Source organism: Bartonella sp. CM31XJBT (assembly GCF_028618555.1).
Lineage (GTDB): Bacteria > Pseudomonadota > Alphaproteobacteria > Rhizobiales > Rhizobiaceae > Bartonella.
In genome coordinates this window covers 1-12,782 of sequence record NZ_JAQITD010000022.1, presented here as the reverse complement: position 1 = coordinate 12,782, position 12,782 = coordinate 1, and the positions used below count along the sequence as shown (strand labels likewise).

The following is a 12,782-nucleotide window of genomic DNA, read 5'->3' as shown; positions in this document are numbered from 1 at the left end:
TCATCTTCACTTTTTAAAAGTACGGCTCTGAATGCTTTCGACTGTTGTAAAGTTGAATTAAAAGGAGATAGTAAAATCGGAACTGATTTTTACATGTTCTTACCCTTTATTAGGCTATCTTGCCATGAATATTGCCTAAAAGGCATATGTAAACTCTTGTTTCTCAATTTTGGCATATGTTTTGTCTGCTTACAAAGTACATATTGTTTCAATATAAGATCTATCGTGAGGATGTTGATTATGTCAGCTCTGGGGGGTGATTAGACAGCAGTTAAGTAGGTGTTTTTAATGCATGTTAACTGATTAAGGGTGTTTTTGAATAACAACTTTAAAGGTGATTTTTCTGTCGTTTTTCAGTTATATTTTGCAAATTATTTGTAAAAGCAACAGATTTAGATTGTATTTTCGAGTAATTTTTTAATTTCATATTTACATAAAACACAAAAAATATTAATAAGCCTCACATATTAGAACCTAAACGTGTTAAATATTTTTCTATTAGTTAAATTTTTAATACGTTATGTATATCTTTGGTAAGAAGAGGGGGGGGATTATGGTGGAATTATGGTCAGTTTATTTAAAAATCGCTTCTCCTTATGTACTTTTACAACAGCACTTCTTTTTTTTACACACAATGTTGATGTTTTTGCACACAATGCTGCATCTCAAGTTTCCTCTGGAAAAACGCAATCTTCATGTGATCAGAATGCAGAATTTTATCAGTGTGGTGATGGTGGAGAGCATGAAATTAATAATAAAGTTTATTCGCTAATGGATAAAAATGTTAATGGTGTTCATGGAGCCATAGAGGCGTCTAAAAGTGGTACATTTATTCGTGGCAAGAATATAACTGTTAAGGGTATTGGGGATGAAAAGAATAATTCGGAAAAGAACTTTTGGAAATATGGACTAAAGGTATCAGAAAAGGCGGGAGCCTCTCTGAGCGATTTCACTTTGAGTGGTGTTTTAGTAGGGGCAGAAGCTCATAGTGCTTCCTTCACAATATCCGGTGGATCGATTGATGCAATCAAAGTAGGGGCTTTTGCTGGAGGAAAATCTCAAACTACAGTTAAGTTAATGGATACACAAATTAACTTAGGTGGTGTTGGGGTTAAAGCAGGAGAAAAAGGATATTTTATTTTAGAGGGTGTCTCTATTACCGGAAAAGGTAGTACCGGCAAGGATGGTCAAGGGCTGAATGCAGATCGTCAGAATGATAATGCTGCTTTTCATATATCTGAAGATGGTTATGTTGAGTTTATGAATGGTTCTGTTGATGTTACTGATGCTCATGGGCTTTTATTGCAGGGAGATAAAGCTCCTCAGATTGATATTGGAGATTCAAATATTACAGTGAAAGGTAATGCATTTTATGGTATGCGCTTTGAAAATGAGGCAACATTAGAGGGTTTGTCAGAGGGAAAAACATCGTTCATTAATTTGAAAAAGACGCGTTTTGTAGTTCCAGATAGTATAGCTGTTTATAGCAGTCAATCTGGAAAGTCTAAAATATCTTTAAAGGAAACAAAGCTTTTTGGAGATTTGTTGCTGAAGGCTGATCGTAACTCTTCTATAAAGGTTGTTGCTGATGCTTCTGCACTTGTCGGTCAAACTCAGGTTGATAACAGTTCTAAAGTCGACCTTATCTTGGGAAATAATTCACAGTGGGCTTTATTGCAACCAAGACAGAAAAAATTACAAGATCCTAATTATAGAGGTGTTTCGTTTATTTCATCGGTACGTCTTTCTAATAGTTCTATTACTTTTGAAAAACCGAAATCCGGCACTGCTCATGCCTATCAGACGCTTTATATTGGAAAAGGAACAGGTATTGTTTATCAGGCTTTTGGTGATGCTTGGATTCATTTGAATGCACGTTTAAATCCTAATGATACAAGTGGTCATCAAGTAACGGATAGGCTTCTCATTCATGGTGACGTTAAGGGAAGAACTATAGTCCATATACAAGGGGTTGCAGGAGGCTTAGAAGAAAAAAACGAAAAAGCGCATAGTGTTTCAATTATTCAAGTTTATGGAGATGCATTGCCTGACTCTTTTCAATTGAATGGACAGTATGTTGTCTTAGAGGGGGCGCCTTATAAATATGTACTTCGTTCTTATGATCCAAGTGCTACTAGAGGGGATGAGCATGTTAAACAAAAATTTGCTTTGAATGGGGGGAAATTTTGGAATTTTCGTTTAGAAAATGAATATGTTCAAACATCTGCTGATGATAACGACATTCTTACGGTTTCTAAACGTACACCTCCTGCACATGTTTCTGTTGAGGATATTATTCCCGAATCTTCTGGTGATGTTGTTCCGGTGTCTTCTGGTGGTGTTGTTCCGGTGTCTTCTGGTGGTGTTGTTCCAGCGTCTTCTGGTGATGTTGTTCCGGCGTCTTCTGCGGATAGTCTTTCTAAGATTGAAAATGTTTTCCCATCTGGACGAGGTGTGAGATCTGTTGTTCCTCAGGTACCAACTTATCTGCTTTTGCCAAATAGTTTATTCCATGCTGGTTTAATGGATATCAGCAATCAAAACAAGCAGTTGGAGATAGTACGGACTCATCCTAGTGGAATGTTGGAAATTCGTGAAAATTCTGCTTCATTTTTGCGTGGCTATGGTGGAAGTTATCGTTATGTCTCAGATTTATCTGCGCTTAAATATGGTTATGGGGGAGATCTAGGGTACTATGCGCTAGAGACAGGTGTTTTGCTACAAAAAATTGAAAATGTTGACAGTGCTATATCCTTTGGGGTTATGGGGTCTTATGGAAAGCTTTCTCTACAGCCTCGAGATGTTGCACAAAGCCAAAAAAGTACATTTGATAAATGGACTGCTACAGTCTATGGCAGTATGCAGCATGATGCAGGATTCTATGTTGATGGTCTTTTATCCTATGGTCTGTTTAAGGGAGATGTTCTGACAACTGCTCGGGGTAAGACTGCAACATTGAAGGGTAACCCTTTAAGTGTTTCCTTGATGAGTGGTCAGAAAATTGCCACAGGATATGAAGGTGTTGTTTTTGATCCACAGGTTCAGGTTGTTTATCAACATCTTCAATTTAATGAGGCCCGCGATATTGATAATTTTAATATTGAGATGGATAAACTTGATCAATTGATGGTGCGTGTGGGTGGTCGTTTGATGAAGACTCTGACTGCGTCTGAAAAAGATCGTGATGTTTCTTTCTATGGAAAGATTCATTTTGCCCATGATTTTGGCAAAGAAAGAGCTGTGCGCTTTAAAGATTCTTTCCAATTAGGGGCTTTTGGTTCTTCTCTAGAGGCTGGATTAGGTCTTAATGCTCGCTTGTCTCAAAAATTTGCGCTTCATGGTGATTTGGTTTATCAGCATAAGTTGAGCAAAGGTGGTTTTTCTGGAATCAGTTTTTCTGGTGGATTGCGCTATCGTTTTTAGGTGATCATCTTGGGGTAAGTTGTTTAAAAAGCCACAAGCATAGCTTGTGGCTTTTTATTATTTGTTTGCAACTTTTTAAATAAGCTTTTTAAAAAAAATGTTTTTTTTGCATGAGCGAGTTTGTTTCTTTTTAGAAACAAGATAAGGCTTTCTGGTTTGCAGTTTTCGCTTTTTATGCTGTTTTTCTTCTTTGAGTGTATTTTTATTAAATTCTCTTGAAACCATCGCTTTGGGGTAGAATTTTTATTTCTATTTATATTTTTACGCGTATTTATAAATAATACAATTTTAAATTGTGATATTTTGAGATTCTGGCTTTACATAAAACATGTGGTCGATATATAAAATACAAAACGTATTTTAAATTATTACGCGTAACCAAAGTTATTAAACAGAACGCATTTTTTTTGTTTTTAGGGAAGGGGAAGAAAGTTTGTAGAAAATTATGTTTAAAAATCATCTCTCTTTATGTCATTTTACAACGGTTATTTTTTTCTTTGTATACAATACTGATGCAGGTGAGACTTCTTCTGAGAAGAAGCAATATTCATGTAACGAAAGTGCTTCATTTTATCGCTGTAATGATGGTAAAACGCATGAAATTTCCAAGAAAACTTATCAACTTACGGGTGAAAGTTCTGATGCTGCCATAGAGGCATCAGGGAAAGATACAGTCATTGAGGGAGAGGCTATAATCATTAACGGTGTTTCGAATGCACATGGACATTCAGAAACAAACGCTTGGACAACAGCTGTAAAGTCCTCAAATGGGGGAGGCGTTGTTCTATTTGATTCCATGTTAAATAACGTGTCGATAGGGGGCGATGTTAATGAGGAGGGGGCTTTTGAGATGCAGGATGGGGTGATTAAAGCAACCAGAATGGGGATCAGTGTTGCGGGTAAAGGGTCGTTTGTTTCTTTGACCAAGACAGAGATTAAGACATCTTCTGATGCGATAGGTCTTTTGAGTCATAATGGTGCAAAAATTTATATGAAAGAAGGAAAAATTGATTTTACCAGTGGTATTGGTGTCCAAACAGGAGGAGATGGAGAAATTAATTTAGATGGTGCTTCTATTACGGGGAGGGGAAAACAGGGGACAAATACAGGTAATCATCGTGAAGCTTCTGCTTTTAGTATGCTGCAGGGGAAAGGCTCTCTTAATTTCCAGAAGGGAAACGTTAATGTCATTAGAGCGCATGGTATTGCCTTGGAGGGGAATGATAATAATACTGCTCATATCAAATATTCCAATGTTTTTGTGAGAGGGAATGCATTTAATGGCATGCGCTTTTTTTGGGAAGCTGTCTTAAATGATAAAAAAACAATTATGCCTGGAAAAGGGACTGTCTATTTGACAAAGACAACCGTTATGGCTCCAGAAAGTACGGCTATTTATAGCCGCGAATTTGAAAGTTCTGTTAAACTCTTACAAAATTCAACAGTTTCTGGTGATTCACTCCTGAAAGCTGTTGAGCATTCCAATGTAAAGATTGAGGCTGATGCTTCTACCCTTGTAGGAGGCGCACATGTTGATGGAAGTTCTACGGCTAAGATAGAGTTAAAAAATGGTTCAAAATGGATTTTATCGCGACCAAAATATGACAAATTGCAAAATTCTGATGCGTCTGGTTCTAATTTAGGGGACTATTCCTTCATTTCATCGGTCAATCTTATGGGTAGTTCTCTTATTTTTAAAGAACTAAAATCCAAAACGACTGATGGTTATCAGACACTTCTTATCGGAAAAGGATCGGGGACTGTTTACTGTGCACAAGGCGATGCGCTTCTTTATCTTAATGCATATTTGGATAAAGGGGGAGCTCTGCAAGAGCAAAAAACTGACCGGCTTTTAATCAATGGTGATCTTGAAGGAAAGACGACAGTCCATGTGTATAGTGTTCCTGGAAGCTCAGGGGCATTGACGGGAGATGGTGGTAATAATCAGGGGATTTCCATTATTCAGGTTTATGGACAAGCTGCTGAAGATTCTTTTCAGTTAAAGGGGGGGTATGTCACACTTGAAGCCTCCCCCTATCAGTATCATCTTAAGAGTTATGGTCCAGGCTCTACTTTAGGGGCAGCAGATTCAAATCAAAGAGTGCTTAAAAACTCTGGAACATTTTGGGATTTCCGCCTTGAAAGTCAATTTGTTGATTCTTCCTCTCTTGATCCCACTAAAGTTTTTCCCGTTCTTGATTTGGTTGTCCCTCCTTCTTCTGATGATATTCCTTCTTTTCCTAAAATTCATCCTAATATTACTGGAGGAGAGGATGGTTCTATTGATTCTAACTCTCAGCAAAAACCTCAGGAGCCAAGTCTTTCTTCTCCTGTAGATTCTCCTGATCGGGATTTCCATCTTACGACCACACCTAATGTATCTGATGTTTTTGTGCTTGAGATCCCCCATCCTCCTTCCTCTTTTGCACCTGTTATTCCCGCTATTGCTGAATCTAATCCAGTTGCACCACCTGCATCTGGTTCACCTGTTCCGCCGCATGTTTCACCCACTCCTTCTGTTGTTGCACCACCTGCGTCTAGTTTTTCTGTTCCGGCATCTGTTTTTGAGCCTTCTTCTCATTTTGAGCCAAATGTGAGAGTCGTTGTTCCCCAGGTTCTGACTTATATTCTTGTGCCAAATACCTTATTTTATGCTGGATTGATGGATATCAGTAATCAAAACAAGCAGTTGCAATCGCTGCGAACTGTTTCTGGTCGGTTATTGAAAAATGATGGAAATCCCGCTTTGTTTTTACGCGGTTACGGTGGACATCATCGTTATACTTCAAATTTATCTGTACTTAAATATGGTGATTATGGCGGTGAGCTTGATTATAATGCACTAGAGGCAAATATTTTACTCAAGAAAATCGAAAGTGCATACAGTACGACATCTTTTGGGGTTATGGGGAATTATGGCAAGCTTTCTTTGCAGCCTCGAAAGGTTAAACAAAGTCAAGAAAGTATATTTGATAAATGGACAATCACGGCATATGGAAGCATGCAGCATGATACGGGTCTTTATATGGATGGTCTCTTTTCTTATGGTTTGTTTAATGGAAATGTTCTCACACTTGAGCGAGGTAAAACAGCTACATTGAGAGGTAAGCCGCTGAGTGTTTCCTTAACTGCTGGTAAAACGTTTATGATCGGCAGTCGATATTTTATTTTTGAACCACAAGTTCAGTTTGTTTATCAAAATCTCCAGTTTCATAAGACTCGTGATATTGATAATTTTAATATTGATATGCGAAGCCCAGATCATTGGGGGATGCGTATTGGTGGGTATTTAACGAAGACACTTACATTTACTAAAGATGCACATGTTCTTTCATTCTATGGTAAGCTTCATTTCATTCGTAGTTTTGATGATAAACAATTTGTATATTTTAAAGATGCCTTCCAGCTTGGTTCCTTTGGGTCTTCTTTAGAAGCTGGATTTGGTGTTTTTTCGCAATTATCTCCAAAAATTATTTTTCATAGCGACCTGATTTATCAGCATAAATTTACGAATGCCGGATTTTCTGGAACGCATTTTTCTGGTGGATTAAGCTATCACTTTTAATTGTATTTTCCTTTAATATATCCTTTGTGGAAAATATAAGTATAAAGCATGGTTTTATAGTGTTATTTTCTGATTTTTGACTTTATGTATAATACAAAACAACTTATTATGACGGCACATAATAAGAATAATAAGTAGATGAACCAGAGGTGTCTTTTCGATTTTTTATGAAGATAAAATAAAGAAAGTTTAGACTAAATTATGATTAAAGTATTAAAACGCCATGTGTGTGTTTTCTTACGACCTCTATTTTTTCTTCGCGCACAATATAGATGTGAGTGCAGAAGGTTATAAACCCTCATGTAATTCTCTTTTTAAATCGTATTCGTGTGATACAGTTGGTGCTGCTTGTACTTTTGGAAGTCGTAATAAGTTATATATGAGTGGATTGGATAGGAAGGACTACAGGTGTTATTTTTACAATACAATCTCATAACATAGTTATTAAGCCGGAAAAAAGTAAAGGGGAAAAGGCGTTTCAGGAATTGGTGGAATTTTAGAATTAAATAGATTTGAGAAGATTACATCAGCAGTGGTTGTGTCAAAAGACGATAAAACTTCTTTTAAAAAGAGTTCTATTATAGGAAATAGCGAAAAGAAAAGTGGTAGAAATGCCAAGTTATCTCAATCTGTGTTTGGTGTGAAGCAGAGCGGTTTTTTTCTTTGATGAAGGTAAGATTCAGGTTTCTGATGTTCATGACATAGCGATTGAAAGTGCAAAACCGGTTTTTAAGGAAAGGTCATTTGAGTTTCGAGATAGTTCTATGTCTTTGGTTTCTTTTGAAAACTCAGAGATCATTCTTCAGGGACAAAGGGTTCATAGTTTGCATTTTAGAGGAAGTACTTCTCAACATGAATATCAAGAGGGAGTGCTTCTTATAAGTTTAGGTGAATTTCGATTTAAAAAGACTGCTCTTCATGTTCTTGATGGTACGGCTATTTATAGTAACGATGCTAGGAGGTATCCTTATATTACGATATTAGAGGGGTTCGCGTATTTTTTGCTGATCGGTTATTAGATGTCAAAAATAATTCATTTATCGTTCTTGATGCCTATGCGTCTTTTCTTGCAGGAGGAGCACATGTTGAGAAAGGTTTTTATGATAGTGTTGAGTTGTTCAATCAATCTCTATGGACTGTAAGAGCAAATAAAAATGCGCTTGAAAATAATCATAAAAAAGTTCCATATTGTGTAGGTTCATCTATTTTCTTTGTAAGGCTTATTGATAGTTTTATTTTCTTTCAGAAACCAAGAAATGATTTTTATCAGACACTTCGTGTTAGGAGATTGGATGATGATTATGGTTTAGATCATGCTTACGTTGTAGGAGAGGACGCACGCTTATATGTTAATGCATATCTTACTGCAAATGGTAAAAGCAAGGGAATAAAAGCTGATAAACTTCTTATCTATGGTGATGTTTATGGAAAAAGTAAGGTGCATATTGTCGATGTTACAGTGGCTTCAAAAAAAATAAAGAACCAGAGCAAAGGTAAGCAAAAAGACGATAAAAAAGACAGCCTCAGTGTTTCAATTGTTCAGGTTTATGGAAAGGCTGCGGATGATTCCTTTAAATTAACAACAGATTATGTTGCTCTAAGAGGAGCGCCTTATCGATATAGTGTTCGTGCTTATGGTCCCAATTTTTCTCATAGACAGGTAAAGGTGGGGATGGATCCGTTAAAGAGAAAAATATTGAGTATAATGGAGATTTTTGGGATTTCCGACTTGAAGCTGAATATGTTCAGAAACTTTCTCATCTGCATCATATGCGGTTGGAAAATGATGTGTCTCATTCTTTAAGTACTTATACTCATCATAATAATGTTTTAGCTGATCATGATGCTTCTGTTCTTTATCCTGAAGAGGGCATTAAAGCTGTTGTTCCGCAAGTTTCAGCATATCTATCGATGCCTCATGCTTGTTTCAGGTTGGTTTGATGGATATGAACAATCACAATAAACAGCTGGAAACATTGCGTATTGCTGCTGGGACTTTAGGGGAAAAAGGTAAAAAATCCTGCACTTTTTGTGCGAGGTTACGGTGGAAGTTATCGTTATGTTTCTGACCTATCTGAGTTTCAATATGGTTATGGTGGAAATTTGAATTATAACGCTATAGAGGCAAGTGTCTTGCTCAATGCGATTGAGGATACACATCACACTTTAAGCTTTGGAATAATGGGGAATGATGGAAAAAATTCTCTACAACCTCAAGATGTTGAAGAAAACAAAAAAGTACATTTGATAAATGGTCTATTACACATATGGCAGCATGCAGTATGATACAGGCTTTTATATCGAGGGTCTTTTTTCCTATGGTTTATTTAAAGGGAATGTTCTCACGAGAGGCAAGAGGCAAGACAACAACATTGAAGGGAACACCTTTGAGTGCTTTATTGATTGCGGGTAAGTCATTTATGACAGGACATAAAGGGGTTATTTTGATACCGCAGGTTTAGGTTGTTTATCAAAATGTGCGGTTTGATCAGGCGTTTGATATTGATGGTTTTGATATTGAAATAGAAAAACTTGATTTGTGGGTGATGCGTGTTGGCGGGTCTTTAAGAAAGACGCTTGCTGCTTCTGAAGAGGCTCTGGTTGTTTCTTTCAATGGCAAGTTTCATCTTGCCATGAGTTTTGGAGGAAAACAACGTGTACAGTTTGGAGATGAATTCCAATTAGGGGGTTTTGGTTCTTCTCTAGAAGCTGGAATGGGGGGTAATGCTCAGTTATCTTCAAATTTTTTATTGCACGGAGATTTAACCTATCAGCATCGTCTTAGTAAAACTGGTTTTTCAGAGATGATTTTTCATGCGGTTTACACTACGCTTTTATGTATATTCTGAAATATAGAATAACATTTACATAAATATAGAGTATTTTATGAATTGCAAAGCAAGTATTTATTTGTTATACTTAAAACTATTCATATGTTTAACTTAACATTATTTCAGATCTCATTCACTTTTAAATAAAGCGGGGGAGAAGGATTTGCAAAAGAGTTATGGTTAATATATTTAAAAATTATAGGTTGACTTTTACAACAGTTGCTTTTTCTTTTTTTTGGGTTGTAAATATTAATGCTGGCTTTCATGCTTTTGCAGCTCCCTGTGATGAAACAGGGAGCTTTTATACGTGCAGTGATGGTAAAAAACATACACTTGAAAATAAAACTTATAATTTAAAAAGTTCTCAAGAACATGCTCCTGATTCTGCTCCTATTAAGGCTATATATGTAGAAAAAGCAGGTACAGTTGTTGATGCATCTCAGATAAATGTTTATGGCGATGATTCAGGTCAAATATTGACATATGGTGCATATGCAAAATATGGTGCGCGTCTTAATCTAAAAAATTCAAATTTTAAGAATGTACGTGCTCTTCATGCTGAAAATGCGGTCATTAGCATGACAGATGGGTCAATTACGGAAACTTCTCACGCTATGTATGCATTGGGTGAAGAAGCGGATATTGCTTTAGTGCGTGTAAAGATTGAGATTGAGCCAGACAACCTGCAAGATATCGGGTTTGTGAGTAGACTTGGTGCAAAGATTAGGATGTCAGGCAGTACTGTTACATTTAATGGGAAAGGTAGATTTTCATCATTTTATGGGGGAGGGTATAATTTCGATAGTACTATCATTAAGGGTAAAGGAAAACAAAAAACTACTATCGTCGATGAGGAAGGTTTTGATAAAATACCAGAAGCTTTCGATGTCTCTCAAGGAAGTAATGTTCAATTGAGTAATAGTTCTATTGAACTGAGTGATATGCATGGTTTTTTGGTGAAAAATTCTTCGGTTGATGTGAATGATAAAGAAAAGTTGTTGTGGAAAGCATTTAGTTCATCGGATGAATTTAAGAAGACAAATATTAAGATTAACAAATCCAATGTTTCTGTGCAGGGTAAAGGAGTACATGGTCTGTATTTTTATGGATTAGAACCAGAGGAAGGGTTTAAAATAGCTGATTCAACTAATGAAATGTTGTTACAAGGCAGAAATATCATTATAGGAAAGGCATTTGTTCAGTTATCAAAGACAAACTTTACAGTTCCAGAAGGTATCGCCATTTATAGCACTGGGACTGATGGTTTTGGGGCTAAAGCTACCCTTGAACTGTTGGACGATACAAAAATCTCTGGTGACTTATTAATAAAAACTGAAAAAGATTCTTCTCTTCTTGTTCAAGCATATTCTTCAACCCTTATAGGGGGAGTGCGCATTGAAGATAGGTCTCGCGTAGATTTACAGTTAAAAAATGGTTCAACATGGTATCTTACTAAAAGTAAATATCAAGGTTTAGAAGAAAAGGATGTTACGGTTTCATCGCTTTCTACTTTGAGTCTCCTTGATAGTACGCTTGTTTTTGAGAAATATGTCTCTCAAGATTATCAAACATTGCATATTGGAAAGAAAATATACAATAAAGAAGATGTTTATGCATTAGATGATATTGGTAAAACAGCGGGTGTGGATGACGTATACAATAAAGTATACAGTGCGGAAGGTAATTCTCGGATTAAGATGAGCACATTTATGAATAATGATGGTTCATTTGATCCTCAAAAAACTGATCGCGTTTTAATCTATGGTGATGTTTTGGGAACCACGCTCATTGGAATGGAAAAATTTCAAAAAGCTTCAGATCCAAACGTGATTGACGGAAGTCATCAAAGTGTTTCGATTATTCAGGTTTTTGGAAAAGCAAAGGAAGATACTTTTAAGCTTTTGAATGATTATGTTGCGATAAATGGATTTCCTTATCAATATAAACTTCGTGCTTATGGTCCTGGTTCTTCTTCTGGAGAAGCAAGTCCCGAAAATAGATTGGTTGAAGGGGAAGGAGATTTTTGGGATTTTCGTCTCGAAAGTGTTTACATTAATCCTGAATTAGATCCTTCTGAATCTATTTCAGTTCCGTCTATTAAGCCTACGTCCACAGTTTTACCACCTAAATCTGAAGAAGAAACTATACCTTCTGAACGGCCATCAGAGACTATTGCGCCTGAACAACCTCCTTCTGTTAAGCCACCGCTTATACCATCTACACCTTCTTTGCCTGAAACATCTGAGCCGTCTGAAACATTTATTCCTACGGATTCTACTCTCACTCCTTCTGCCCCTGTTTCGCCTGTACTTCCCTCTGTCCCCTCTGTTCCAGAGGACGCTTCTTCCGTGCAACCTATGCCTGCATCGCTTGTTCCAGTTGAAACTTCTACTGATGAGGTTTTGCCATCTAAGCCCTCTGTTTTAGAGGATATTTCATCTACGGATTCTGTTCCCACTTCTTCTGTGCCTGTTGAACCTAGAGTTCCTTTTGTACCAACTGTTCCAGAGTCTCCTTCTACTGATGAGGTTCTGCCATCTGAGCCCTCTATTCCGGTATCTCCTTCATCTACAGATTTTGTTCCCACTTCTTCTGTGCCTGTTGAACCTAGAGTTCCTTTTGTACCAACTGTTCCAGAGGCTCCTTCTACTGATGAGGTTCTGCCATCTGAGCCCTCTATTCCGGAGGACACTTCATCTACAGATTTTGTTCCCACTCCTTCTGCGCCTGTTGAACCTGCACGTCCTTCTGTACCAATTGTTCCAGAGGACCATTCTTTTGTGCAACCTATGCCTGCACCGTTTGTTCCAGTTGAAGATTCTACTGATGAGGTTCGTCCATCTGAGCCCTCTATTCCGGTATCTCCTTCATCTCCAGATTCTGTTTCTCCTCCTTCTGCCCCTGTTGAACCTGCACGTCCTTCTGTACCAATTGTTCCAGAGGACCATTCTTTTGTGCAACCT

The 12,782-nt window shown here is 37.2% G+C and carries 8 protein-coding genes; all 8 read left to right on the top strand.

The window, feature by feature from the left end:
- Positions 1 to 564 precede the first annotated feature (564 nt).
- The gene (locus PVV63_RS08430; RefSeq protein WP_273791478.1) at positions 565 to 3,423 is read left to right on the top strand and encodes an autotransporter outer membrane beta-barrel domain-containing protein; all 2,859 of its coding nucleotides are present in this window, start codon (positions 565 to 567) and stop codon (positions 3,421 to 3,423) included.
- 445 nt (positions 3,424 to 3,868) lie between these two features.
- Complete coding sequence (locus tag PVV63_RS08425) at positions 3,869 to 6,988, top strand: autotransporter outer membrane beta-barrel domain-containing protein (RefSeq protein ID WP_273791477.1); 3,120 nt, start codon at positions 3,869 to 3,871, stop codon at positions 6,986 to 6,988.
- A 1,114-nt stretch (positions 6,989 to 8,102) separates the two neighbouring features.
- Positions 8,103 to 8,792: a hypothetical protein gene (locus PVV63_RS10400; protein ID WP_342753383.1), complete on the top strand. Its 690-nt coding sequence runs from the start codon at positions 8,103 to 8,105 to the stop codon at positions 8,790 to 8,792.
- Entirely contained in the window at positions 8,777 to 8,929 is a 153-nt protein-coding gene (locus PVV63_RS10395; RefSeq protein ID WP_342753382.1) for a hypothetical protein, read from the top strand. The genes PVV63_RS10400 and PVV63_RS10395 overlap by 16 nt, the downstream gene beginning before the upstream one ends.
- Before the next feature lie 90 nt (positions 8,930 to 9,019).
- A complete protein-coding gene (locus PVV63_RS10390) occupies positions 9,020 to 9,274 on the top strand; it encodes a hypothetical protein (protein WP_342753381.1) in 255 nt (84 codons plus the stop codon).
- Positions 9,275 to 9,306: 32 nt separating this feature from the next.
- Positions 9,307 to 9,450, top strand: a complete 144-nt coding sequence (locus PVV63_RS10385; protein ID WP_342753380.1) for a hypothetical protein — start codon at positions 9,307 to 9,309, stop codon at positions 9,448 to 9,450.
- A 15-nt stretch (positions 9,451 to 9,465) separates the two neighbouring features.
- Complete coding sequence (locus tag PVV63_RS10380; RefSeq protein ID WP_342753379.1) at positions 9,466 to 9,837, top strand: hypothetical protein; 372 nt, start codon at positions 9,466 to 9,468, stop codon at positions 9,835 to 9,837.
- 158 nt (positions 9,838 to 9,995) lie between these two features.
- The coding region (locus PVV63_RS08415) for an autotransporter outer membrane beta-barrel domain-containing protein (RefSeq protein WP_273791476.1) at positions 9,996 to 12,782 on the top strand (2,787 nt) is incomplete at its 3' end.

Bases quoted from the DNA above. Each gene is read 5' to 3' on its own strand.
- PVV63_RS08430 (WP_273791478.1), top strand. From the start codon at position 565: ATGGTCAGTTTATTTAAAAATCGCTTCTCCTTATGTACTTTTACAACA.
- PVV63_RS08425 (WP_273791477.1), top strand. From the start codon at position 3,869: ATGTTTAAAAATCATCTCTCTTTATGTCATTTTACAACGGTTATTTTT.
- PVV63_RS10385 (WP_342753380.1), top strand. From the start codon at position 9,307: ATGGTTTATTTAAAGGGAATGTTCTCACGAGAGGCAAGAGGCAAGACA.